Consider the following 22,350-nt stretch of genomic DNA (forward strand, 5'->3'; position numbering starts at 1 on the left):
CGATGCGTACCGGATTGATTGCAAGAAAGCTGGGTATGTCCCGGCTCTTTAAGGAAGACGGCACTCATGTGCCGGTGACGGTGCTGCACCTCGATAATGTCGAGGTTGTGGACGCGCGCACCAAGGAGCGTGACGGCTATACAGCCGTTCAGCTTGGCTTGGGCACCGCGAAAGCAAAGCACGTTACGAAAGCGAACCGCGGGCATTTTGCTCGTGCGAAAGTTGAACCAAAGCAGAAGCTTGTTGAGTTCCGCGTGGCAGAAGATGCTGTGCTGGAGCCTGGCACAAAGCTTTCTGTAAACCACTTTATTGTGGGGCAGAAAGTGGATGTGACCGGTCGCAGCAAGGGTAAAGGTTTTGCTGGTGTGATGAAACGCCACAACTTTGCTGGTTTGGAAGCGACGCACGGCGTGTCCATTAGTCACCGTTCAGGAGGATCGACGGGTCAACGTCAGGATCCTGGTAAGGTGTTCAAGGGTAAGAAAATGGCTGGTCACTTGGGTGACGAGCGCGTGACGACACAGAACCTTGAAATTGCGGCTGTTGATGAAGAGCGTAACCTGATCATGGTGCGTGGCGCCATTCCAGGTGCTAAGAACAGCTTCGTCCTGGTTCGCGATGCAATCAAGAAGGCCCGCAATGCGGACGCGCCGTATCCGGCAGCGACCGTTGAGGCCGCCGGGTGAGGGATATGGAATACGATATCAAAACCCTCGATAACGGGAGTGCGGGAAAGATCGCGCTGCCGGAAGAGATTTTCGGGATTGTCCCGCGCACTGACATTATGGCTCGTGTTGTGAACTGGCAGCTGGCGAAACGCCGCGCTGGAACGCATGCAACGCGCGGTCGTGGTGTCATTTCTGGGACAACTAAAAAGCCTTATCGCCAGAAAGGCACAGGGTCTGCGCGTCAGGGGTCTTTGCGTGCACCTCAGTTCCGTACTGGTGGCATTGTCCATGGGCCTGTCGTCCGTGATCACGGCTTCAGTTTGCCTAAAAAAGTACGTCGCCTTGGCCTAGCTTCAGCTTTGGCTCAGAAAGCGGCGGAAGGTAAACTGATTGTTCTGGAGAGCCTTTCAGGTGTGGACAAGACGCGTGATGCGTCTGTGCGTTTAAAAGCACTTGGTTGCTCTTCTGCGTTGATTGTTGATCAAGTTTCTGATCAGCCTTTTACGCGTGCTATTGCGAACTTGCCGAAGATCGATCTTCTGCCCACGATTGGGGCAAATGTTTATGATATCCTCAATCATGAGGTGTTGGTGATTACCCGCGCCGCTCTTGAGGGTCTCAAGGAGCGTCTGGCATGACAACCAAAACCGTTCTAAATGCACGTAAGGTGGCGGCCAGCCTTTCTGAGGTAGCTCTGTACGATATTCTGCGTGCACCGTTGATTACCGAAAAAGCAACCATGCTCTCTGAGCGTGATCAGGTTGTTTTCAAGGTGGCATTGGATGCAACGAAGCCGCAGATCAAAGTCGCTGTTGAAAAGCTCTTCAATGTAAAAGTAACCGGTGTAAGCACATTGGTTCAGAAGGGGAAGACAAAGCGCGTCAGAGGTCGTCCAGGTCGCCGTTCTGATATCAAGAAGGCGTATGTCCAGCTTGCTGAAGGTCAGTCCATTGACCTTACAGCGAAGCTCGGTTGACGCGCGGGGTAAAAAACCATGGCATTAAAGCACTTTAATCCCACGACGCCGAGTACCCGTGGCACTGTGCTGATTGATCGCAGCGAGCTTTGGAAAGGCAAGCCGGTCAAGCAGCTGACTCAGGGGAAGAATAAGTCTGGTGGTCGTAATAACTACGGTCGTACGACGGTTCGTTTTCGTGGTGGTGGACACAAGCAGTCTTATCGTTATGTCGACTTCAAACGTCGTAAGTTTGATGTGGCGGGTACGGTTGAGCGTCTTGAGTATGATCCAAATCGCACAGCGTTTATCGCTCTTATTCGTTACGAAGATGGCGAGCTAGCTTATATTCTGGCTCCGCAGCGCGTAAAGATTGGCGATCGCGTTATTGCTGGGCAGCAGGTTGATGTTCGTCCAGGCAATGCAATGCCGCTCGGTGCGATGCCTGTTGGAACAATCGTGCATAATATTGAACTGAAGAAGGGTGCTGGTGGTAAGCTGGCTCGTTCTGCAGGGAATTATGCTCAGCTGGTCGGTAAAGATGCTGGCTATGCTCAGGTGAAATTGCAGTCTGGTGAGCTACGGTTGATCCGTGGTGAATGCATGGCGACAGTTGGTGCTGTTTCCAACCCGGACAACATGAACCAGAGCATGGGTAAGGCAGGACGTCGTCGTTGGCTTGGTCGTCGCCCACATAACCGTGGTGTTGTGATGAACCCAGTTGACCATCCACATGGTGGTGGTGAAGGACGTAGTTCCGGTGGTCGTCATCCTGTGACTCCTTGGGGTGTTCCAACCAAGGGTTATAAAACCCGGGTGAATAAGAAGACGGACAGTCTGATTATCCGTCGTCGTAAGTCCGGCAAGTAAGAGAGGGCAAGTAGAGATGGCACGTTCCGTCTGGAAAGGCCCGTTCGTCGACGGGTATTTGTTTGGTAAGGCTGAGAAGGCTCGTGCATCGGGCCGTAACGAAGTGATCAAAATTTGGTCACGTCGTTCTACAATCCTGCCACAATTCGTCGGACTGACGTTCGGGGTTTATAATGGTCATAAATTCCTGCCAGTGCAGGTGTCAGAACATATGGTAGGGCACAAGTTTGGTGAGTTCTCACCAACACGTACCTATACCGGCCATGGTTCTGACAAGAAGTCGAAGCGAGGCTGATCATGAGTAAGCCGAAGCATATCCGTACCCTTGCTGACACTGAAGCACAGGCGGTTGCGCGCAATATCCGGGTTAGCCCTCAAAAGCTAAATCTGGTTGCTGCTATGATTCGTAACCAGCCTGCTGATAAAGCAATTTCAGCGTTGACTTTTTCACGTCGCCGTATCGCGCAGCAAGTGAAAGTGGCTCTTGAGAGTGCTGTTGCTAATGCGGAGAACAACCATCAACTTGATGTTGATCGTTTGGTTGTGAAGACTGCTGAGGTCGGCAAATCGATCGTCATGAAACGCTTCCACGCACGTGGCCGAGGGCGTTCAGCACGGGTCCAGAAGTTTTTCAGTCATCTGAAAATTGTTGTTGCTGAGCGTGCGGAAGTTTCTGAGGAAGCTCCTAAAGCCGGTAAGAACGACAAAAAGCAGAAGGCAGCCTGATATGGGACATAAGGTTAATCCAATCGGGCTCCGGCTCGGTGTTAATCGTACGTGGGATAGCCGCTGGTATGCGGGCAATGATTATGCTCGCCTGCTGCACGAGGATCTAAAGCTACGCGCTTTTCTGCGCCGTAAGCTTTCTGGAGCTGGTGTTTCTCGTGTCGTGATTGAACGTCCGGCTAAAAAGCCACGCGTTATGATCTATGCGGCCCGTCCTGGTGTGATCATCGGGAAGAAGGGGCAAGATATTGATGCGCTACGTAAGACCTTGAGCCGTATGGCTAAGACTGATGTGGCTCTCAATATTGTAGAGATTCGTAAGCCAGAAATCGATGCAACCTTGGTTGCTGACAATATTGCTCAGCAGCTTGAGCGCCGCGTAGCCTTCCGTCGGGCTATGAAGCGTTCTATCCAGTCCGCTATGCGTCTGGGTGCACAGGGGATCCGTATTACTTGTAGCGGTCGTCTTGGCGGGGCTGAAATTGCTCGTGACGAGAAGTATCGTGAAGGTCGTGTGCCATTGCACACACTTCGTGCGGACATTGATTATGGTACATCCACAGCTCAGACCACTTACGGTGCGTGCGGTGTGAAAGTCTGGATCTTCAAAGGTGAGATCCTGGCTCATGACCCATCCGCTCAGGACCGTCGTGCTGCGGAGCAGGCTCCTCAGAGATAAGACGGGAAATTTTTCCGTCTTTACCTGCGGTGCTTGATGTGAGGAAAGAAAATCATGCTTTCTCCAAAGCGGACAAAGTTTCGTAAAGCCCATAAAGGGCGTATTCATGGGATGGCCAAGGGCGGTACGCAGCTGAATTTTGGTGCGTATGGCCTGAAGGCTCTTGAGCCAGAGCGGATTACTGCTCGCCAGATCGAGGCGTCTCGTCGTGCGATTACACGTGCGATGAAACGTGCGGGTCGTGTTTGGATTCGTATTTTTCCAGACACTCCGGTCTCGACAAAGCCGGCAGAAGTGCGTATGGGGTCCGGTAAAGGTAACCCCGAATATTGGGCGGCCCGCGTTAAGCCGGGACGTATCCTCTTCGAGATCGAAGGGGTTCCTCCTGAGGTTGCCCGCTTGGCTCTAAGTTTGGCAGCTGCAAAGTTGCCGATTAAGACCAAGTTTGTTCAGCGTATCGGGGAGGCTTGAAAATGGCTGAGACCTATAAAGTTGCTGATTTGCGTGCGAAGAGCGAAGACGAGCTGAAGGCTCTTCTCGTTGAGCTGAAGCGTGAGCAGATCAATCAGCGCTTTTCTGCCGCTACAGGCCAGTCCGAGAATACGAGCCGCGTTAAGGTTGTGCGTCGTACAGTCGCACGTATCAAAACGCTGCTTCATCAGTCGAAGAACCGGGCGGGCGCACAAACGTCCGCCGCTAATTCCTGAGAGGAGACGGACGATGCCCAGGCGCGTCCTGACAGGTCGGGTGACAAGCGATAAGATGGACAAGACGGTAACCGTTCTTGTCGATCGTCGTATTATGCATCCGCTGTATAAAAAGTTTATCCGCCGTTCCAAGAAGTACGCGGCTCATGATGATGCCAATGCGTGCAAGGTTGGTGATTTGGTGCGTATCGTTGAGTGCGCACCACTTTCCAAGCGCAAGACGTGGACGGTTATTTCCCGCAACGGGTCTGATGTTGCAGAGGCAACATCAACTCCGGCTGGCGCATAAGGGGGTAGACACATGATTCATCCCGAGACCAACCTGGACGTTGCGGACAATTCCGGTGCACGTCGGGTGCAGTGCATTAAGGTACTGGGTGGTTCCAAACGGAAGACCGCCTCGGTCGGCGACGTCATTGTCGTATCCGTTAAGGAAGCGATTCCGCGTGGTAAGGTGAAGAAGGGTGATGTGCATCGCGCCGTCATCGTTCGCACATCTTATCCTGTGCGTCGCGCTGATGGTTCTGCCATCCGCTTCGATCGCAATGCGGCAGTTCTGTTGAACAATCAGCAGGAACCCATCGGAACCCGTATCTTTGGTCCGGTCGTTCGTGAGCTGCGTGCGCGTAAGTTCATGAAGATCATCTCCTTGGCTCCGGAGGTGCTATAATGGCTGCACGTATCAAAAAAGGTGACCAGGTTCTGGTGCTGACTGGACGTTCACGCGGTGTTCGCGGTGAAGTTCTTTCCGTTCTGCCGAAGGTTGAGAAAGCCGTTGTACGTGGTGTTGCTGTGGCAAAACGTCACAGTAAGCCAAACCGTATGGGCGAGGGCGGTGGCATTATCGAACGTGAAATGCCCGTCCATCTTTCTAACTTGAAGCTGATTGATCCAAAGAGCGGCAAGCCAACACGCGTTGGTTTCCGAGTGCTGGATGATGGTCGTAAGGTCCGTGTTGCTAAGGTAACCGGCGAAGTGATCGAAGGCTGAGGAGCGAACGATGAGCGATAATAAAGGTACCGTTCTGCCTCGTCTGCAGCAGCACTATCAGGACGCTCTTCGGGCGAAGTTGCGTGAGCAGTTCGGCTATAAGAATGATATGCAGATCCCCAAGCTCGAGAAAATCGTGCTGAACATGGGGGTGGGTGAAGCTGCTGCTGACCAGAAAAAGCTTGATGCTGCATTGGCAGAAATGACGTTAATTGCTGGTCAGAAGCCTGTGAAGACCGTAGCTCGCAAAGCTGTGGCTGGCTTCAGGATCCGTGAAGGACTGCCGATTGGTTGTAAAGTGACGCTACGTCGCGCACGGATGTATGAGTTTCTTGATCGTCTCGTGACGATTGCGATGCCTCGTATCCGTGACTTCCGTGGTCTTCCGGCAAACAAGGGCTTTGATGGCCGTGGTAATTTTGCCATGGGTATTAAAGAGCAAATTGTTTTCCCGGAAATTGACTACGATCGAGTTGATGCCATTCGCGGAATGGACATTATCTTTGTGACGTCAGCAAAAACAGATGAAGAAGCTAAGGCACTGCTGAAGGCTTTTGATCTGCCGATTGCGTCCTAAGCGATATTTTTCGTAGCAATCACGGTAAAAGCGGGATTCTTCTCTTTCCTTAAGGAGAGAATCCCGTTACAAAGCCGTTGATTGGAAAACCGTTGGGATAGGCCTAACAGGTTCCGGGAGAAAATTCGAGATGGCGAAGACCTCTGCGGTTAACCGTAATAACCATCGCGCCGCTCTTGCGAAGCGTGATCGGGAAAAGCGGACCGCTCTCAAAACTATTATTAAGAACCGTTCTCTTCCGATGGAAGAACGTTTTGAAGCATCGCTGAAGCTGGCTAAATTGCCGCGCAACGGTTCGCAAACTCGCGTACGTTTGCGTTGTAAGATTTCTGGACGCCCACGTGCGAACTACCGGAAATTCGAGCTGAGCCGTATTGCTCTGCGTGACCTTGCTTCTACGGGACAGATTCCCGGTATGGTCAAGTCCAGCTGGTAAATAAGGGTAGTCTGAATGTCTATGTCTGATCCTTTGGGTGATATGCTCACCCGGGTCCGTAATGCTCAGCGTGCCCGCCATGCTGCTTGTGTTGCGCCGGCTTCTAAGTTGCGTGCAAGTGTCCTTGAGGCGCTGAAGCGCGAAGGTTACATCCGTGGTTTTTCGACCGAAGAAGTGCGTAAGGGAATTTCCCAGTTTCGCATTGAGCTGAAATATGCTGAAGGTCAGCCGGTAATCCGTGAGATTCACCGCGTTTCCCGTCCAGGGCGTCGCGTGTACTCCAAGATTAAAGAGCTGCCGCGTGTTTATGCCGGCTTGGGTGTTTCCATCCTTTCAACACCGCGTGGCGTTCTTTCGGACGTCGAGGCTCGCGCTGCCAATGTTGGTGGCGAGATTCTCTGCCGCGTCTTCTAAGGAAGGAGGGAAAGATGTCTCGCGTAGGTAAATATCCTATTACGCTCCCCGCTAACGTAGAAGTTACTGTGAAAGATGGTAATTTTTCCGTAAAAGGTAAGCGCGGTGAGTTAAGTGTTCCTGTTTCTCCTTGGGTAGATGTCAAGGTAGAAGATGGGAAGGTTGTTGTTTCACCAGTCGGTGGGCGTACAAAGCAGGGCTGGACAATGTGGGGAACTTCCCGCGCTGTCTTCGCAAACATGATTCAAGGTGTTTCTGCCGGCTTTACGAAGACGCTTGAAATTCAAGGGACAGGTTTCCGTGCTGCAGTGCAGGGCTCTAACCTGGTTATGAACCTTGGATTTTCACATGATGTGGTCTATCCGATCCCCGCAGATGTGAAGATTACAACGCCGCGCCCAACAGCCATTACGGTTGAGGGTAATGACAAACAGCGTGTCGGTCAGGTTGCTCTGGATATCCGCAGCTTCCGTAAGCCTGAGCCTTATAAGGGCAAGGGTGTTCGTTATGAGACCGAAGTTCTGCGTCGTAAGGAAGGTAAGAAGAAGTAATGGCATCGCTGCAAGGATTGCAGGAACGTCGCCGCAAACGGTTGCGTTTCCAGCTTCGTCGCAAGAGCGGCGGCCGGCCGCGTTTGTCGGTCTTCCGCTCTAACAAGCACATTCATGCTCAGCTGATTGATGATGCGCATGGCCGCACTGTTGCTAGTGCTTCAACGCTTGAAAAGAGCGTTCGTGAAGCGGGTAAGACAGGCGCCGATATTGATGCAGCTACCATCATTGGTAAGCTCGTGGCCGAGCGTGCTGTTAAGGCAGGCGTCAAAGAGGTCGTTTTCGACCGTGGCGCTTATCTGTATCATGGCCGGGTGAAAGCCCTGGCAGAAGCTGCCCGCGAGGGTGGGCTGTCGTTCTAAGGAGGATCACACATGGCACGTGAGCCAAGAGAAGGCGGCCGTGGTGGTCGTGAGCGTGAGCAGGGTGATGAGCTGGTTGATAAGCTGGTAACCATCAACCGTGTTGCAAAAGTGGTAAAGGGCGGTCGCCGTTTTGCTTTTGCTGCGTTGGTGGTTGTCGGTGACCAGAAAGGTCGCGTTGGTTACGGTGCTGGTAAGGCCCGCGAGGTGCCTGAGGCTATTCGTAAAGCAACGGAACATGCTCGTCGCACTATGATCCGCGTACCGATGAAAGAGGGCCGTACTCTCCATCATGACGCTGTGGGCCGCTTCGGTGCTGGTAAGGTCGTTGTTCGTGCAGCTGATGCAGGGACGGGGATTATTGCTGGTGGTCCGATTCGTGCGGTGTTCGAGAGCTTGGGCGTGAGTGACGTTGTCGCTAAAAGCTTGGGTACTCGGAACCCACATAACATGATCAAGGCCGCTTTTGACGCTCTTGAGCGTTCGAGCAGCCCGCGTCAGGTCGCATCACGTCGCGGTAAGAAGACCTATGAGATCTTCGGACGTCGTGACCATTCGGAGACGGAGGGTGCAAATGTCTGATTCTCAGGGTAAGACCGTCCGGGTAACACAGATTGCTTCGGTGATTGGTTCCAAACCTGGTCAGGCGGAAACGATTAAGGGGCTGGGCCTTCGTGGCATCGGTTCCTTCCGTGTTCTGGAGGATACCTCGGCTGTGCGCGGCATGATCCGTAAGGTATCCCACCTGTTGAAGGTGGAGGGCTAAGATGAACCTAAATGAACTGCGTGATAACGCTGGTGCTCGCTACCGTAGCAAGCGCTTGGGCCGTGGTATCGGTTCAGGTAAGGGAAAGACCTCAGGGAAAGGCCATAAAGGTCAAAAAGCCCGTTCAGGTGTTTCTATTAACGGTTTCGAGGGTGGTCAGCTCCCGATTTATCGTCGTATGCCGAAGCGTGGCTTCGTCAATATCTTCCGTAAGGAATATGCGGCGGTTAATCTGGGTGCCGTGAGTAAGGCTCTGGAAGCTGGTAAGCTTTCTGCTGCAGCACCGGTGACAATTGAGACACTCCGCGAGGCGGGTCTTGTTGGAAGCCGCAAGGTGGCTGGTGTACGTCTTCTGGCGAAAGGTGAACTTTCTCAGGGACTGAACTTTGAGGTTGCCGGAGCTTCTGCTGCAGCACGTGCTGCAGTTGAGAAAGCTGGTGGTTCCGTCAAGGTGTTGGCCACCAAAAAAGAGGCTCAGGCTCAGGCCTGAGAACTCTTATGCCCAGCTGCATTACTGGGATAGGGTGATCGAGTGAACGGCGCCCCGTACTTTGTGCGGCGGCGCTGTTTTCATGAAAGGACGGGGAGATGGCTTCTGCCGCTGAACAGTTAGCCGGCAACCTCAGTATGAGTTCGTTTTCTAAGGCAACTGAACTCAAGAAGCGTATTTTATTTACGCTTGGGGTGCTGATCGTTTACCGACTGGGAACCTTTATTCCGGTACCTGGTATTGATGCGACTGTTTTAGGGCAGATCGCGTCTCAGCAACAAAACGGCATTCTTGGAATGTTTGATATGTTTACAGGTGGTGCGCTTGGTCGCATGACACTGTTTGCATTGAACATTATGCCGTATATCAGTGCGTCTATTATTATTCAGCTTCTTTCGACGGCCTTACCTTCTATGGAGGCGATGAAGAAAGAAGGGGAAAGTGGGCGTAAGAAACTTAATCAGTATACGCGTTATCTAACGGTCTTCATTGCGATCATACAAGCTTATGGTTTTGCTATGGGCTTGGAGAGCTTACGTTCCCAGAGTGGGGCGAGTGCTGTGATTTCTCCTGGCATTATGTTCATTATCCCTTATGTCGTCATGTTGGTGACGGGGACGATGTTCTTGATGTGGCTTGGCGAGCAGATCACATCGCGCGGGCTTGGTAATGGCATTTCACTGATTATTTTTTCAGGTATTGTTGCTAATTTGCCTCATGCGATGAGTAGCTTGTTTGAGTTGGGTCGTACTGGAGCGCTTTCACCGTTTTTTGTCGCGGTTTTCTTAGTGCTAGCTCTCGCTGTTATTGTCTTCATTGTGTTTATGGAACAGGCGCAGCGTCGTGTCGTTGTGCAGTATCCTAAACGGCAAGTGGGTAACCGCATTTATGGTGGTGACTCAACGCATATGCCACTGAAGGTGAATACAGCTGGTGTTATTCCGCCCATTTTTGCGTCGTCTGTTTTGCTGATTCCGACCACATTGGCTGGATTTATGCATAATCATGGCGGCATTTTGGGACGGATGAGCCAATGGCTTTCACAAGGGCAGCCACTCTATATGGCATTTTATGCCGCGATGATTGTGTTTTTCTCGTATTTCTACGCTGCTGTGAGTTTTAACCCAGAGGAAACAGCGGAGAATCTACGGAAACAAGGTGGTTTTATTCCTGGCATTCGTCCCGGTGCGAATACAGCAACCTATTTTGATCGGATCCTCTCGCGTCTGACGACGATTGGTGCGGCTTATATGGTGTTGGTGTGCTTGTTGCCGCAATTTTTGATCAATCATTATAATGTTCCTTTTTATTTTGGCGGAACCAGTTTGATCATTATTGTATCGGTTACGATTGATACGGTAACGCAGGCACAATCTCATCTTGTTGCTCACCAATATCAGGGGCTTATGCGTAAGCAGCGTGGGCGTGGTGGTCGTTCCAAAGAAAAAGGAATGCAACGGTGAATATTATTCTTCTTGGTCCTCCGGGAGCAGGCAAGGGTACGCAAGCGAAGCGTTTAGAAGCTGCCTATGGGGTGAAGCAGATCTCTACAGGAGATATGCTTCGTGCTGAGGTTGCTGCTGAGACACCTATTGGGCTTCAGGCACGTGAGTTGATGGAGAAGGGGCAATTTGTTCCTGATCCAATCATGGTGCAAATGATTGAAAACCGGATAGCAGAGCCTGATTGTTCGCAAGGGTTTATTCTGGATGGTTTCCCCCGGACAGAAAGTCAGGCCGTAGCTCTGGATTCTATGCTGGAGCACAAAGGCTTAAAGATTAATGCAGTTATTTTGCTCGATGTGGCAGAAGAGGCATTGGTCCGCCGTCTAGCGGAACGGGTTGGGGAGGACGGTTCACGTCGCCCTGATGATCGTCCAGAGGTCGTCCGTTCTCGTCTGGAGGTTTATCGCGCTCAGACGGCACCTATTCTGCCTTATTATGAGCAAAATGGACGTTTGAAGCGTATCGATGGTATGCAGACTGTTGAAAATGTTGCTAAGAAGATAGATGATATTCTTGCAACTGCTTGATAGCTCTGGATATTGAGTGTGATCACGAAAAAGTGATCGGTATTGTTTGACTTGTGCGGCTGGGGGGTATATTTCGCCCAGCACGTAGTAGATACGGCTTTAAAAGCCGGAATCGTTTTGCAGAGGATCAAGTGACCTTATGAAGGGTTACTAGTCCTTAGTCGAACAGAGATTTTTTTGGGGACGCGGTGAAGGCGCCGCGTTGATGGGAGAATTAGCGTGGCACGTATTGCCGGCGTAAACATTCCGACCAACAAGCGGGTGGTCATTGGTCTGCGCTATGTTTATGGCATTGGTCCAACAAGTGCACAGGCAATCTGTGCAAAGCTGGACATTGCTGATGCAAAGCGCGTGAACGAACTCTCTGACGATGAGATCGTCAAGATTCGTGAGTTGATTGATAGTGAGTATCGGGTTGAGGGTGATCTTCGTCGTGAAAAAGCGATGAACATCAAACGCCTGATGGATTTGGGTTGCTATCGCGGTCTGCGCCATCGTCGTAGTCTGCCGGTACGTGGTCAGCGGACGCATACGAATGCCCGTACCCGTAAGGGTAAGGCTGTGGCCATTGCCGGTAAGAAGAAGTAAGATAGCGTAACTTCTTTCGAGCTTTAGCGAATTTAGTAGGACAAGCAAATTATGGCCAAGGCTGCCGCACCGCGTATTCGTAAGAAGGAGCGCAAAAACATCATTTCTGGTGTTGCGCACGTTCTTTCGACCTTCAATAACACCATGATTACCATTGCCGATGCACAGGGTAATGCGATTTCTTGGTCTTCCTCAGGGGCTCAGGGCTTTAAGGGCTCACGTAAGTCCACACCATATGCCGCTCAGGTGGCAGCTGAGGAAGCCGGTCGTAAGGCTCGTGAGCATGGGATGGAAACTCTGGAGATTGAAGTCTCCGGTCCGGGGTCAGGTCGTGAAAGTGCTCTGCGTGCTTTGCAAGCAGTTGGTTTTACGATCACCTCGATTCGTGACATGACGCCGGTTCCTCATAACGGGTGCCGTCCGCGTAAGCGTCGTCGCGTTTAATCAGTCTGTGTGGTTGCCCGGGAGCATTGGGCAACCACATAAACTGGGAAAGTTTTTACCGCACGATTCTGTGCGGGCCTGGCGCCGCCATTTTTCGTGGCGGGCTTCGTTGTTTGAAAGGCCATGACCTTGGTTCTCCAGAAAAACTGGCAGTCCCTCATCAAACCGGAGAAGCTTGAAGTCGAGCCTGGCCCGGTTCCTTCGCGCATTGCGACGATCGTGGCTGAGCCGCTTGAGCGTGGTTTCGGTCTTACGGTGGGTAACGCTCTGCGTCGTGTTCTTCTCTCCTCTCTTCAGGGTGCCGCTGTAACGGCTATCCAGATTGATGGGGTTCTGCATGAGTTCTCGTCCGTCGCAGGAGTGCGTGAGGACGTTACGGACATCGTGCTGAATGTGAAGCAGCTGGCGCTGCGTATGCATGGTGAAGGGCCGAAGCGCATGATCCTCACGGCTACAGGGCCGGGTGAGGTGACTGCAGGGCAAATTCAGACAGGTCATGACATTGAAGTGATGAATCCTGATCTGGTGATCTGTACCCTTGATGATGATGTCAAGCTTGGTATGGAATTCACTGTCAATATGGGTAAGGGGTATGTTCCGGCCTCTGCAAATCGTCCGGATGATGCTCCTATTGGTCTGATCCCCATTGATGCGATTTATTCCCCGGTTCAGCGTGTTTCTTATAAAGTCGAGCCAACCCGTGTTGGGCAGGTGACAGACTATGATAAGCTTCTGCTGACAGTGGAAACAAATGGTGTCGTGACACCGGAAGACGGCTTGGCTTTGGCTGCGCGTGTTCTTCAGGATCAGCTCCAACTCTTCATTAACTTCGATGAACCTCGTCCGGTTCAAAGTGAAGAGCCTCAGGATGACCTGCCGTTTAGCCGTCATCTGCTGCGTAAAGTGGATGAACTTGAGCTTTCAGTACGAAGTGCAAACTGCTTGAAGAACGACAATATTGTCTATATTGGCGATCTTGTGCAGAAGAGCGAGCAGGAAATGCTGCGGACTCCGAACTTCGGTCGTAAGTCGCTGAATGAGATCAAAGAAGTGCTCACAGGCATGGGGCTTTCGCTGGGAATGAATGTTCCAGCTTGGCCGCCAGAGAGCATTGAGGATCTGGCCCGGCGTCTCGACGAGACATTCTAATAGGCCTTGGCTGGGAAGCTTTGGGTAAAGATTAGGGAAAGAAAATGCGTCATAATCTGGGCGGGCGTAAGCTCGGTGTTACTTCTACTCATCGTGCAGCGATGTTCCGCAACATGGCTGTGGCTTTGATTAAGCATGAGCAGATCACAACAACGCTACCAAAGGCGAAGGAACTTCGCCCGGTTGCAGAAAAGTTGATCACTCTTGGTAAGCGCGGCACGCTGCATGCACGTCGTCAAGCTTTTGCTCAACTGCGTGATGAAACCATTGTCTCCAAGCTGTTTGCTGCTCTGAGCAAGCGCTATGAGGGCCGCAATGGTGGTTACACACGTGTGCTGAAAGCTGGTGTGCGTTATGGTGATAATGCAGACATGGCTGTGATTGAGTTTGTGGATCGCGACCTCGAAGCAAAGGGCAAGGACAGTGGGCCTGCTCAGAATGCTGAGGGTCAGCAGGAAGCTGCTTGAGATTTCTCTCCAAAGAGAGAATAAGAAGGGGGTCGGCGCGTTAGCGTGCCGGCCCCTTTTTGTTTATCTATAAAGGAAAGACGAGAAACAATGCTTGGTTGTCTTAAAGAAAAAATGTGTCCTTGGTCGAAAGAAGCGAAAAGCTTAGTTGAGGAGCTTGTGGCTGACCATCCATGGCTATGGTTGGGTGTTGCTGTGCTGTTTGGTCTTCGGGTGGGTCGTAAAGGATTGCTCGGGTGCTGTAAGAAAAAGAAATGCTAACCTAGAGGTGGATTATCCATAAAAGTTGTTGGGTACTCTTGAGGCAGATAGGCACTGTGCCCGCATATGAAGCGTATTAGAGTAGATATTAGTGCGGGCCGGTGTCGGTTCTGGCTTGTCAGGTTAAGTGTGTTTGCCTGAAGGCCCCTGGTCTGAAAATGTACGGGGTTACATTTTACCAAGGTTATTGAGTTCCCCCGCTGTACGAGGGCGGGGGTGGTATGATGATATTAGTTTTTATCTTTCTGAATAAAGCTCGGCAAAAATGGATTATCGGTTTGTAGGGCGTTTTTAGTTGGCAGTTCGTGAGAGCTCCATCCGCCTCCAAGGTCCGTGATTAGGCGGATTTCTGAGAGAAAACGCTGCTGCTGAACTTGGAGTTTATTTTGCTCATATTGCAGCGCCGTTTGTTGAGCGGTGATGACGGTTGTATAGATTTGTGTGCCGGCTAAATATTCATTCATTGAGACGCGAACGGCTTCTTCAGCACTTGAGACGGCCCCGCCTTGATAGCGATAAACATCGCTGAGATAGCGCAAATTAGACAGCTGATCTTCTGTGTCTTGAAGGGCACTCAAAACCGTTTGCCGATAGGTGGCAACGGCGTTGTCATAATCGGCTTCAGCTTCACGCACAGCGGCTGTACGAGCCCCTCCTTGGAAGATAGTCTCTGTGGCTGCAGCGCCGAGAGACCATGCACGCGTTGCACTTTGGATAAGCTGTTGGATGGGGTTCCCACTATAGCCGTAGCTCGCACTTAAGTTAAATTGAGGGTAGAAGGCGCCGATGCGATAGCCAATTTCAGCATTGTAGCTTTCCATTTGTCGTTCAGCTTGAGCGATGTCCGGTCGTCTTTCCAAAAGTTCACTCGGAAGCATGGTTGGAGCAGGAGGGATGGTACGGCCCAAATCACCATCAGGAATGCTCAGTGCGGCGGGCGGTTTGCCCGTTAATACAGCAATGGCGTGTTCATATTGCGCGCGGGCAACATGGGCATTCGAGAGGCTCGCCTGAGTCGATTGGAGCTGATAGCGTGCTTGAAGCACGCTGGTAGGGTCTGCAACACCTGCTTCTAACTGATTGGTGAGAATGGTGAGGTTATGGCTATAGAGGCCAACATTGCGTTGATAGAGGTGGATAAGGCTGTCTTGATAGCGCAGGTTGATATAATCAGTCGCGAGTTCTAGCTGATATGAGAGGCGCATATTTGCCATTAAAGCAGCGCTGGCTTGTGAGGCGGTGACTTGTTGTTGGACTTGGCGCCGGATCATGCCCCACACATCAATGGTCCAATTCGCAGATGGGCCGGTTGTCCACGTATTGGAGACATTGGTGATGGAGTGGCTTCCACCGTCAATTCCGTCTGGAACAGTGGCGCCTTGCGAGTTACGCTTAAAGGAGAAATTCCCACTTAATGTTGGGAAGAGATTGGCACGAATGGAGTCAATCAATGTCCGTGCTTTTCGGTATTGCGCTTCATATTCTTTCAAGCCCTGATTGGAGCGATCGACCTCTTCTTCCAGCTGATTGAGGAGGGGGTCATTGAAGATCCGCCACCAATCTCCTTTAGGGAGGGTGCTCATAGACGGTTGAGCTTTTTGCCAGCCTGGAGGTGGTGGGGCTTCTTTAAAACGATCGGAGATAATCGCTTTGGGGCGGTGATAATGAGGGCCGACCATGCAACCGCCTAAGAGGGAAAACATCGCAGGGGAGAGCAGAAGAGAGGTGCGGAAAGAGGTCAGGTGGCGCATGGGGAAAAGGCGGCTCCAATCAGGACACAGTCAGTGTGATGATGAAAGAGGAAAGCGATTTCGGCAATGGCGAAACCAGCTGCCGAGATGGTCTAAGTAAAGATAAACGACCGGTGTTGTGTAAAGCGTTAGGAGTTGGCTGAAGCAAAGCCCTCCGAGAATAGCGACCCCGAGGGGATGACGCATTTCACTGCCGTATCCATGGCCAATCATGAGCGGGACCGCCCCAAGGGCTGCGGCCATGGAGGTCATGAGGATAGGGCGGAACCGGAGCTCACTTGCTTTGATGATGGCCTCATGGGGGCTTAATCCGTTGCGTTGAGCGACGACAGCAAAATCAATCAGCATAATAGCGTTTTTTTTCACAATGCCGATCAAGAGGATGACGCCAATTAAGGTGAGGAGGGAGAAGGGCTCTCCTAGCAAGGCCACGGATAAGAGCGCGCCAACACCGGCAGAAGGTAAGGTGGACAGAATCGTAATGGGATGGATGAGGCTTTCATATAGAATTCCTAAGACGATATAGACGACGGCCAAAGCCGCTGCGATGAGCAGAGGCTCTTGATTGACGGATTTTTTCAGAGTCGCGGCACTTCCGGCAAAGCTGCCTTGGATGGTGCGTGGGAGATGAAGTGAGACAATAGCACTTTGTATGGCCGTCATCGCGGGGCCTAAAGCCGCCCCGGGGGCGAGATTGAAGGAAATCGTTGAGGCGACAAACTGCCCTTGATGGTTCACCGCAAGAGGTTCGTTGACGCCCTTGAGCTCTCCAAGTTGCCTTAATGGCACGAGTGTTTCTCGCTGCGTTGTAACGGCAGCCCCGCTGGAGGCAGACTTTCCACCCGCAAGAGCATTGGCCATCGCATTTTGATAGGAGAGCTGGCTTTGTGACAAGGTCGTGGGGGCTGGGCCATTTTGACGCACCCGAATATTGTTAGATGCATATCCCCCATGGGCCGTTCCACCTGAAACGCTCACCCACATTTGTTTTAGGAAGGAGGGGTTTTCCCAAAAACGAGGGGCTGTTTCGACAATGACGCGATATTGATTGAGCGGCCCATAAATGACGGATGCCGAGCGCTGCCCGAAAGCATCATAGAGGGCGTTGCTGATAAGCTGCGGTGTGACATTGTAACGGGCTTCTATATCACGATCGATGAATAACGTAATGCCGCGCCCATTTTGTTCCACATCGGAGGAGACATCACGGATCATGGGGAGGTGGGACAGGGCGCTGACGAGGCGTGGCGTCCAGGCGTAGAGTTCCTCAGCAGAGTTGCCCTGCAGCGTATATTGATACGCTCCGTCAGTGGATCGGGCACCGCCGCCTATGAGGCTGGGCAGGCGGAGCCGTAATGTTAAGCTACTATTCTGGCGGAAGAGATGGCTGAGGCGTGCAATTGTGTCGGCAACAGAATCGTGCCGTTCGCTGCGTGGTTTCAGTGTGATGAAGCAGTTTACGGAGTTAGAGGAACGCTTGCCCAATCCGCCAATGACACTCTCTACATCAGGATCTCGCGCGAGCAACTTCTCGGCCTGACGAGTCATGTTTTGGAGGGCGTGAAAGGAAATAGATTGGTCTGCCACAAGACGTCCCATGAGCATGCCTTGATCTTCTTGAGGGAAGAGCTCTTTTGGAAGAACCATGAAAAGATAGGCAGCAAGGGCGATGGTGAGGGGCAGGGAGAGGATAATCAATCGTGGATGGCGTACAGCGCGATGGAGGCTGCGTGCATAGCCGGTGGTCAACAGGTGGAGACCACGGTCAAGCCTATGGTTGACCCAGGCCCAGAAACGCGATGGGGACGCTGTCTTTTCCTCTGGAAGACGCACAAGCTGGGCGCTGAGCATGGGGGTGAGGCTGAGTGAGAGAAAAAGCGAGACGAAGAGAGCGCAGACCATCGTCATGGCGAATTCATGAAAGAATTGTCCGGCGATCCCTTCCATCAGGAAGATTGGTGCAAAGACGACGATGAGAGAGATGGTGATAGAAATGACCGTGAAGGTTACTTCCTCAGTTCCCAAGATAGCGGCTTCTCGTGGAGAATGACCCATTTCCAGATAACGTGTGATATTTTCAAGAACCACGATGGCATCATCAACGACAAAACCCGTTACGATGGTGAGGGCCATGAGGGACATCGTATCAAGCTGGTAGTTAAAAAGACGCATCAGCCCGAAGGTTGTGACGATGGATACCGGCACGACGATTGCTGGGATTAAAACGGTGGTCGGCCGGCGTAGGAAGAGCAACACCACGATGACGACGAGCAAAACCGAGAGGATGAGCGTAAACTGTGTATCAGCTAGTGAGGCACGGATCATCGTGGAGCGGTCAAGGCGGAGATCAAGCTGCGTGTTGCCTGGAAGAGCGCTGCGGATTTTAGGTAGGTTGGCTTTTAGTCCGTCCGTGGTCTTAATAACATTGGCTCCGCTTTGGGGATAAACGGTGCAGATGATGTCTGCTTGACCGTTAACGAAGCCAGATTGGCGGAGGTCTTCGGCCCCATCCACAACCTCGGCCACATCAGAAAGGCGCACAGGTTGCGCATTGCGATAAGCGATGATGAGGTCGCGATAGGCATGGGCACCCGTGGCTTGGTCATTGGTGGCCAAGATCATTCGTTTGCCATTGATCTGGAGAAAGCCCTTGGGGGTATGGGCATTCGCAGAGGCGAGGGCGGCCCGAATATCTTCAAAACCAATGCCATAACGGAAAAGACGGAGTGGGTTAATTTCAACACGCACCGCTGGCAAAGCACTTCCCTTGAGGTCGACATTGCCTACGCCTGCAACCTGTCCAAGGCCGGGAGTAATGACGTTACTGGCAAAATCAAAGAGCTGCTGAGGTGTGCGTGTGGATGAGGTCAGCGTCAGCACCATAATCGGTGGGCCGTTTGAATTGGCCTTCATATAGCTTGGGTCGCTGCGCAATGTTGTGGGGAGATCTTGCCGTGCGGCGCGAAGTGAGGACTGCACATCACGCGCGGCGCCATTAATATCGCGTGAAAGGTCAAATTGCAGCAGAATACGTGTTTGGTTCACCGTCGATTGTGAGGTGATCTCACGAATGCCGGCAATGGCCCCGAGATGGCGCTCAAGCGGCTCTGCGGTGGTGCTCGCAATTTCAGAGGGGGAGGCCCCCGGTTGATTAGCCGTCACCATGATGACGGGATAATCAACATTGGGGAGGTCAGATACGGGAAGCTGCGTGTACCCCAAAAGCCCCGCGAGGAAGAGAGCCAACGCCATAAGTGTTGTGCCAACAGGGCGGTCAACAAAGAGGCGTGCGAGTGTCATGGTCTGTGAGAAGGAGCCGTGGAGGGGCTGCGTCGAACCCATGAGCGCAGAGTTTGGGCGCAGCGCTCCATGAAGAGATAAATCACTGGCGTGGTAAAGAGGGTGAGCAGCTGGGATAGCAGGAGGCCAAAGACAATCGAAACGCCAAGAGGACGCCGTAATTCTGCGCCTGTACCATGGCTCAAGACGAGTGGGAGAGCTCCGAAGAGAGCGGCTAAGGTCGTCATGAGAATAGGGCGGAAGCGTAGCAGAGCGGCTCGTCGGATAGCATCAATGGGAGCCAGGCCTTCTTGACGTTCGGCACTGAGGGAGAAGTCGATCATCATGATCGCGTTCTTTTTGACGATACCGATCAGCAGAACAATGCCGATGATCCCCATAATATCCAGCGACATTCCAAAGGCGTATAGTCCTAAGAGCGCTCCAATGGCTGCGGAAGGTAGCGTGGATAGGATCGTAACGGGATGGATGAAGCTTTCATACAAAATCCCCAACACAATATAAACGGCGACCAAAGCGGCGATGACAAGCCCGAGTTCATTGCCCAAAGAGTTCTTGAAAGCCGCAGCCGTCCCTTGGAAGGCCGTTTGGAAAGAGCCAGGAAGGCCAATTTTATCGCGGATACGTTCAATCGCTGAGGTGGCTTCTCCCAGAGCATGTCCTTGGCGCACGTTGAAGGAGATCGTTGTGGCGGGGAATTGGCCGTAATGGGTAATCAGCAGCGGTGAGAGCGTGCGTGAAAGCTGCGTGACTTGAGAGAGCGGCACCAAACCAGAGGTTGGTTGGCGTGCCGGTCCTGTTGTGCTGCCTCCAGCAGCCGAAGAAATGCCGGGAAGATAAAGCTGAGAGAGGCTGTTTTGGCTGGTTTGAAAAACAGGGTCTGCTTCTAAAATAACGCGATATTGGTTGGATTGAGTGTAAATCGTCGAGACTTGGCGCTGCCCAAAACTATCATAGAGTAGATTATCAACCGTTTGAGGCGTGATGGAATAGCGGGCGCCATTGGTGCGGTCCAGTGTGATCATGGCGGTAAGGCCATCCGATTGAAGGTCGGATGTCACACCATCAATGGAGGGTTCATTTTGCAGGGCAGCCATAAATTTTGGCACCCAGATGCCAAATTCGTCATAATCTGGCGTTTCCAGCATAAACTGATAGTGCATGGCAGAAACGGTGGAATCTAACGAGAGATCCTGAACCGGTTGTGTGTAAAGCTGCGTATCGACGATGTCGTGGCTTTCGGCTGAGAGGCGCTGAAGAATGGTATGAAGGTCGCTGCTGCGTTCTTCTTTGGGTTTTAGGTTGATGAGGAAGCGGCCCACATTAAGCGTCATGTTCTGCCCATCAACACCAACGAACGAGGAGAGGCTGACGACGTCTGGATCTTGTAAGAGACGGCGGCCTAACGCGGCTTGGCGTTCCTTCATGGCGTCAAAAGAAATATTGGGGCTCATGGACGAGATGCCCTGAATGACGCCCGTATCTTGTTCAGGAAAGAAGCCTTTAGGGATTTCCCATGCTAAAAAACCAGTGAGCAGAACGGTGCCGAGCGTGACGACGAGGGTCAGAGGTTGGTGGCGCAGCACGACGTCCAGAGCGCGGCCATAGCGCTCGATGAGCGCATTCATAAAACGATTGACGTAAGAAGCGAAACGCTCAAGACGGCTCGGATGACCCGTCGTTTTATGCTCGCTGAGCATCCGTGCGCACATCATGGGCACAAGGGTGATGGAGACAATGGCTGAGAGCACAATCGTCACAGCGAGTGTCATAGCAAATTCGTGGAAAAGGCGGCCCACAACATCGCTCATAAAGAGTAGTGGGATGAGCACTGCGATTAAGGAGACGGTGAGCGAGATAATCGTAAAGCCGATTTCTTGCGCACCCTTAAGGGCCGCAGTGCGTCGGTCATCACCAGCTTCAACAAAACGAGCGATATTTTCAATCACGACAATCGCATCATCCACCACAAAGCCGGAGGCGATGGTCAGGGACATGAGTGAGAGATTATCCAGCGAAAAGCCCAGCATATACATGGCCGCTAAGGTGCCGATGAGCGAGAGCGGGACCGAAAGACCGGGGATAATGGTTGCGGGGATGTTGCATAGGAAAAGGAAGATCACCCCCACCACGAGCAGCATGGCCAGCACAAGCTCAAAGCCGACATCTTCAACAGAGGCACGGATAGTCGTGGTGCGGTCTGTAAGAGGCGTAATATTAATTCCGGGGGGAAGATCTTGGCGCAAACGAGGCAGAATGGCGCGTACGTTATCGGCAACTGAAATCACATTCGCACCGGGCTGCCGCTGCACATTGAGGATGAGCGCAGGCGTGCGATTAGCCCAAGCCGCGAGCTGGGCATTTTCAGCACCTTCGACGACTTGCCCGACGTCGCGCAGGCGTATAGGGCCATTATTTTGGTAGGCAATGACTTGGTTCATTAACTGATCAACGGACTTAATTTGTCCATCAATCCGCAGAGATGTGGCATGTTGAGGGCCGTCAAAAGTCCCTGTGGGGGAATTGACGTTGATGGTGCCGATAATGGTGCGAACCGTATCAAGAGCAATCCCGTATGAGGTCAGTTTGGGGATGTTGATCTGGATACGATAGGCCTTACGGTTTCCCCCCGATAATGTGACGAGGCCAACACCCGATATTTGACTAATTTTCTGCTCAAGACGCGTATTAACGTAATCTTCCACTTCTGTCAGTGGCAGCGTTTTGGAGGTTATCCCAAGTGTTAATACGGGCGTGTCCGCTGGGTTGACCTTGGCATAGATTGGCGGCGCGGGAAGATCGCTCGGCAAGAGAGAGCCCGCGTTGTTAATGGCGGCCTGAACCTCTTGCTCGGCAATATCCATCTGCATATCCAGCCCAAAGCGTAGCGTGATGACTGACGCCCCGCCGGAGGATTGAGAGGTCATCTGATCGAGGCCCGCCATTTGCCCAAGCTGTGTCTCGAGCGGGGCCGTGACGGATGTGCCCATGACATCAGGGCTTGCACCCGGATAGAAGGTAGAAACTGTAATGGTTGGGTATTCGACTTGTGGGAGCGCTGAAATTGGGAGGAAATGGTAGCCCAATAGCCCTGCTAACAGGAGAGCGACCATCAGTAGGCTGGTCGCAACAGGACGCTCAATGAAGAGGCGGGAGGGATTCACGCG

At 52.3% G+C, this 22,350-nt stretch carries 29 protein-coding genes; 26 read left to right on the plus strand and 3 right to left on the minus strand.

What is annotated here, in order from left to right; translation table 11 throughout:
• Positions 1 to 2 precede the first annotated feature (2 nt).
• The 26 genes from rplC (at position 3) to rplQ (ending at position 13,871) form a co-directional block, all read left to right on the plus strand.
• Positions 3 to 686, plus strand: a complete 684-nt coding sequence (gene rplC / locus F457_RS0105730; protein WP_026294235.1) for a 50S ribosomal protein L3 — start codon at positions 3 to 5, stop codon at positions 684 to 686.
• 5 nt (positions 687 to 691) lie between these two features.
• The gene (gene rplD, locus F457_RS0105735; RefSeq protein WP_018980181.1) at positions 692 to 1,306 is read left to right on the plus strand and encodes a 50S ribosomal protein L4; all 615 of its coding nucleotides are present in this window, start codon (positions 692 to 694) and stop codon (positions 1,304 to 1,306) included.
• Entirely contained in the window at positions 1,303 to 1,644 is a 342-nt protein-coding gene (locus F457_RS0105740) for a 50S ribosomal protein L23 (protein ID WP_018980182.1), read from the plus strand. The genes rplD and F457_RS0105740 overlap by 4 nt, the downstream gene beginning before the upstream one ends.
• An 18-nt stretch (positions 1,645 to 1,662) precedes the next feature.
• On the plus strand, positions 1,663 to 2,493 hold the full coding sequence (gene rplB, locus F457_RS0105745; protein ID WP_018980183.1) for a 50S ribosomal protein L2: 831 nt from the start codon (positions 1,663 to 1,665) through the stop codon (positions 2,491 to 2,493).
• 16 nt (positions 2,494 to 2,509) lie between these two features.
• Positions 2,510 to 2,788 (plus strand): 30S ribosomal protein S19, encoded by a 279-nt coding sequence (gene rpsS, locus F457_RS0105750; RefSeq protein ID WP_018980184.1) that lies wholly within the window; start codon positions 2,510 to 2,512, stop codon positions 2,786 to 2,788.
• A gap of 2 nt (positions 2,789 to 2,790) precedes the next feature.
• Positions 2,791 to 3,219 carry a 50S ribosomal protein L22 gene (rplV, locus tag F457_RS0105755; RefSeq protein ID WP_018980185.1) on the plus strand — a complete coding sequence of 143 codons (429 nt, stop codon included), beginning with the start codon at positions 2,791 to 2,793 and terminating at the stop codon, positions 3,217 to 3,219.
• Between the two features lies 1 nt (position 3,220).
• Positions 3,221 to 3,898, plus strand: coding sequence for a 30S ribosomal protein S3 (gene rpsC / locus F457_RS0105760; RefSeq protein ID WP_018980186.1), 678 nt, complete (start codon positions 3,221 to 3,223; stop codon positions 3,896 to 3,898).
• Between the two features lie 54 nt (positions 3,899 to 3,952).
• On the plus strand, positions 3,953 to 4,369 hold the full coding sequence (rplP, locus tag F457_RS0105765; RefSeq protein ID WP_018980187.1) for a 50S ribosomal protein L16: 417 nt from the start codon (positions 3,953 to 3,955) through the stop codon (positions 4,367 to 4,369).
• A gap of 2 nt (positions 4,370 to 4,371) precedes the next feature.
• Positions 4,372 to 4,605, plus strand: a complete 234-nt coding sequence (gene rpmC / locus F457_RS0105770) for a 50S ribosomal protein L29 (protein WP_018980188.1) — start codon at positions 4,372 to 4,374, stop codon at positions 4,603 to 4,605.
• Positions 4,606 to 4,618: 13 nt separating this feature from the next.
• Positions 4,619 to 4,894: a 30S ribosomal protein S17 gene (rpsQ, locus tag F457_RS0105775; protein WP_018980189.1), complete on the plus strand. Its 276-nt coding sequence runs from the start codon at positions 4,619 to 4,621 to the stop codon at positions 4,892 to 4,894.
• 12 nt (positions 4,895 to 4,906) lie between these two features.
• On the plus strand, positions 4,907 to 5,275 hold the full coding sequence (rplN, locus tag F457_RS0105780) for a 50S ribosomal protein L14 (RefSeq protein ID WP_018980190.1): 369 nt from the start codon (positions 4,907 to 4,909) through the stop codon (positions 5,273 to 5,275).
• Positions 5,275 to 5,595: a 50S ribosomal protein L24 gene (rplX, locus tag F457_RS0105785; RefSeq protein WP_018980191.1), complete on the plus strand. Its 321-nt coding sequence runs from the start codon at positions 5,275 to 5,277 to the stop codon at positions 5,593 to 5,595. The genes rplN and rplX overlap by 1 nt, the downstream gene beginning before the upstream one ends.
• Before the next feature lie 10 nt (positions 5,596 to 5,605).
• Complete coding sequence (rplE, locus tag F457_RS0105790; protein WP_018980192.1) at positions 5,606 to 6,172, plus strand: 50S ribosomal protein L5; 567 nt, start codon at positions 5,606 to 5,608, stop codon at positions 6,170 to 6,172.
• A gap of 130 nt (positions 6,173 to 6,302) precedes the next feature.
• A complete protein-coding gene (gene rpsN / locus F457_RS0105795) occupies positions 6,303 to 6,608 on the plus strand; it encodes a 30S ribosomal protein S14 (RefSeq protein WP_018980193.1) in 306 nt (101 codons plus the stop codon).
• Between the two features lie 15 nt (positions 6,609 to 6,623).
• Positions 6,624 to 7,022, plus strand: coding sequence for a 30S ribosomal protein S8 (gene rpsH, locus F457_RS0105800; RefSeq protein ID WP_018980194.1), 399 nt, complete (start codon positions 6,624 to 6,626; stop codon positions 7,020 to 7,022).
• 14 nt (positions 7,023 to 7,036) lie between these two features.
• Complete coding sequence (gene rplF / locus F457_RS0105805; protein ID WP_018980195.1) at positions 7,037 to 7,573, plus strand: 50S ribosomal protein L6; 537 nt, start codon at positions 7,037 to 7,039, stop codon at positions 7,571 to 7,573.
• Positions 7,573 to 7,935, plus strand: coding sequence for a 50S ribosomal protein L18 (rplR, locus tag F457_RS0105810; RefSeq protein ID WP_018980196.1), 363 nt, complete (start codon positions 7,573 to 7,575; stop codon positions 7,933 to 7,935). The genes rplF and rplR overlap by 1 nt, the downstream gene beginning before the upstream one ends.
• A 12-nt stretch (positions 7,936 to 7,947) precedes the next feature.
• Positions 7,948 to 8,517 carry a 30S ribosomal protein S5 gene (gene rpsE / locus F457_RS0105815; protein ID WP_018980197.1) on the plus strand — a complete coding sequence of 190 codons (570 nt, stop codon included), beginning with the start codon at positions 7,948 to 7,950 and terminating at the stop codon, positions 8,515 to 8,517.
• Positions 8,510 to 8,701 carry a 50S ribosomal protein L30 gene (gene rpmD, locus F457_RS0105820; RefSeq protein ID WP_018980198.1) on the plus strand — a complete coding sequence of 64 codons (192 nt, stop codon included), beginning with the start codon at positions 8,510 to 8,512 and terminating at the stop codon, positions 8,699 to 8,701. The genes rpsE and rpmD overlap by 8 nt, the downstream gene beginning before the upstream one ends.
• A 1-nt stretch (position 8,702) precedes the next feature.
• Positions 8,703 to 9,191: a 50S ribosomal protein L15 gene (gene rplO / locus F457_RS0105825; protein ID WP_018980199.1), complete on the plus strand. Its 489-nt coding sequence runs from the start codon at positions 8,703 to 8,705 to the stop codon at positions 9,189 to 9,191.
• 98 nt (positions 9,192 to 9,289) lie between these two features.
• Positions 9,290 to 10,654: a preprotein translocase subunit SecY gene (gene secY / locus F457_RS0105830; protein WP_018980200.1), complete on the plus strand. Its 1,365-nt coding sequence runs from the start codon at positions 9,290 to 9,292 to the stop codon at positions 10,652 to 10,654.
• Positions 10,651 to 11,223: an adenylate kinase gene (locus tag F457_RS0105835; protein ID WP_018980201.1), complete on the plus strand. Its 573-nt coding sequence runs from the start codon at positions 10,651 to 10,653 to the stop codon at positions 11,221 to 11,223. The genes secY and F457_RS0105835 overlap by 4 nt, the downstream gene beginning before the upstream one ends.
• 219 nt (positions 11,224 to 11,442) lie before the next feature.
• Positions 11,443 to 11,811 (plus strand): 30S ribosomal protein S13, encoded by a 369-nt coding sequence (rpsM, locus tag F457_RS0105840; RefSeq protein WP_018980202.1) that lies wholly within the window; start codon positions 11,443 to 11,445, stop codon positions 11,809 to 11,811.
• Between the two features lie 51 nt (positions 11,812 to 11,862).
• The gene (gene rpsK, locus F457_RS0105845) at positions 11,863 to 12,255 is read left to right on the plus strand and encodes a 30S ribosomal protein S11 (protein ID WP_018980203.1); all 393 of its coding nucleotides are present in this window, start codon (positions 11,863 to 11,865) and stop codon (positions 12,253 to 12,255) included.
• Between the two features lie 129 nt (positions 12,256 to 12,384).
• Positions 12,385 to 13,404, plus strand: a complete 1,020-nt coding sequence (locus F457_RS0105855) for a DNA-directed RNA polymerase subunit alpha (protein ID WP_026294236.1) — start codon at positions 12,385 to 12,387, stop codon at positions 13,402 to 13,404.
• 44 nt (positions 13,405 to 13,448) lie between these two features.
• Positions 13,449 to 13,871 carry a 50S ribosomal protein L17 gene (gene rplQ / locus F457_RS0105860; protein WP_018980206.1) on the plus strand — a complete coding sequence of 141 codons (423 nt, stop codon included), beginning with the start codon at positions 13,449 to 13,451 and terminating at the stop codon, positions 13,869 to 13,871.
• Positions 13,872 to 14,362: 491 nt separating this feature from the next.
• Here the strand turns inward: rplQ and F457_RS0105870 are convergent, their stop codons facing one another.
• Genes F457_RS0105870 through F457_RS0105880 form a run of 3 tightly spaced genes read right to left on the minus strand, consistent with a single transcriptional unit; the run spans position 14,363 to position 22,347 of the window.
• Positions 14,363 to 15,883, minus strand: coding sequence for an efflux transporter outer membrane subunit (locus tag F457_RS0105870; protein WP_018980208.1), 1,521 nt, complete (start codon positions 15,881 to 15,883; stop codon positions 14,363 to 14,365).
• Positions 15,884 to 15,913: 30 nt separating this feature from the next.
• The gene (locus tag F457_RS0105875; protein WP_018980209.1) at positions 15,914 to 19,183 is read right to left on the minus strand and encodes an efflux RND transporter permease subunit; all 3,270 of its coding nucleotides are present in this window, start codon (positions 19,181 to 19,183) and stop codon (positions 15,914 to 15,916) included.
• Complete coding sequence (locus F457_RS0105880; RefSeq protein ID WP_018980210.1) at positions 19,180 to 22,347, minus strand: efflux RND transporter permease subunit; 3,168 nt, start codon at positions 22,345 to 22,347, stop codon at positions 19,180 to 19,182. The genes F457_RS0105875 and F457_RS0105880 overlap by 4 nt, the downstream gene beginning before the upstream one ends.
• Positions 22,348 to 22,350 lie beyond the last annotated feature (3 nt).

The organism is Saccharibacter floricola DSM 15669 (genome assembly GCF_000378165.1).
Taxonomy (GTDB): domain Bacteria; phylum Pseudomonadota; class Alphaproteobacteria; order Acetobacterales; family Acetobacteraceae; genus Saccharibacter; species Saccharibacter floricola.

Bases quoted from the DNA above. Each gene is read 5' to 3' on its own strand.
- rplC (WP_026294235.1), top strand. From the start codon at position 3: ATGCGTACCGGATTGATTGCAAGAAAGCTGGGTATGTCCCGGCTCTTT.
- rplD (WP_018980181.1), top strand. From the start codon at position 692: ATGGAATACGATATCAAAACCCTCGATAACGGGAGTGCGGGAAAGATC.
- F457_RS0105740 (WP_018980182.1), top strand. From the start codon at position 1,303: ATGACAACCAAAACCGTTCTAAATGCACGTAAGGTGGCGGCCAGCCTT.
- rplB (WP_018980183.1), top strand. From the start codon at position 1,663: ATGGCATTAAAGCACTTTAATCCCACGACGCCGAGTACCCGTGGCACT.
- rpsS (WP_018980184.1), top strand. From the start codon at position 2,510: ATGGCACGTTCCGTCTGGAAAGGCCCGTTCGTCGACGGGTATTTGTTT.
- rplV (WP_018980185.1), top strand. From the start codon at position 2,791: ATGAGTAAGCCGAAGCATATCCGTACCCTTGCTGACACTGAAGCACAG.
- rpsC (WP_018980186.1), top strand. From the start codon at position 3,221: ATGGGACATAAGGTTAATCCAATCGGGCTCCGGCTCGGTGTTAATCGT.
- rplP (WP_018980187.1), top strand. From the start codon at position 3,953: ATGCTTTCTCCAAAGCGGACAAAGTTTCGTAAAGCCCATAAAGGGCGT.
- rpmC (WP_018980188.1), top strand. From the start codon at position 4,372: ATGGCTGAGACCTATAAAGTTGCTGATTTGCGTGCGAAGAGCGAAGAC.
- rpsQ (WP_018980189.1), top strand. From the start codon at position 4,619: ATGCCCAGGCGCGTCCTGACAGGTCGGGTGACAAGCGATAAGATGGAC.
- rplN (WP_018980190.1), top strand. From the start codon at position 4,907: ATGATTCATCCCGAGACCAACCTGGACGTTGCGGACAATTCCGGTGCA.
- rplX (WP_018980191.1), top strand. From the start codon at position 5,275: ATGGCTGCACGTATCAAAAAAGGTGACCAGGTTCTGGTGCTGACTGGA.
- rplE (WP_018980192.1), top strand. From the start codon at position 5,606: ATGAGCGATAATAAAGGTACCGTTCTGCCTCGTCTGCAGCAGCACTAT.
- rpsN (WP_018980193.1), top strand. From the start codon at position 6,303: ATGGCGAAGACCTCTGCGGTTAACCGTAATAACCATCGCGCCGCTCTT.
- rpsH (WP_018980194.1), top strand. From the start codon at position 6,624: ATGTCTATGTCTGATCCTTTGGGTGATATGCTCACCCGGGTCCGTAAT.
- rplF (WP_018980195.1), top strand. From the start codon at position 7,037: ATGTCTCGCGTAGGTAAATATCCTATTACGCTCCCCGCTAACGTAGAA.
- rplR (WP_018980196.1), top strand. From the start codon at position 7,573: ATGGCATCGCTGCAAGGATTGCAGGAACGTCGCCGCAAACGGTTGCGT.
- rpsE (WP_018980197.1), top strand. From the start codon at position 7,948: ATGGCACGTGAGCCAAGAGAAGGCGGCCGTGGTGGTCGTGAGCGTGAG.
- rpmD (WP_018980198.1), top strand. From the start codon at position 8,510: ATGTCTGATTCTCAGGGTAAGACCGTCCGGGTAACACAGATTGCTTCG.
- rplO (WP_018980199.1), top strand. From the start codon at position 8,703: ATGAACCTAAATGAACTGCGTGATAACGCTGGTGCTCGCTACCGTAGC.
- secY (WP_018980200.1), top strand. From the start codon at position 9,290: ATGGCTTCTGCCGCTGAACAGTTAGCCGGCAACCTCAGTATGAGTTCG.
- rpsK (WP_018980203.1), top strand. From the start codon at position 11,863: ATGGCCAAGGCTGCCGCACCGCGTATTCGTAAGAAGGAGCGCAAAAAC.
- rplQ (WP_018980206.1), top strand. From the start codon at position 13,449: ATGCGTCATAATCTGGGCGGGCGTAAGCTCGGTGTTACTTCTACTCAT.
- F457_RS0105870 (WP_018980208.1), bottom strand. From the start codon at position 15,883: ATGCGCCACCTGACCTCTTTCCGCACCTCTCTTCTGCTCTCCCCTGCG.
- F457_RS0105875 (WP_018980209.1), bottom strand. From the start codon at position 19,183: ATGACACTCGCACGCCTCTTTGTTGACCGCCCTGTTGGCACAACACTT.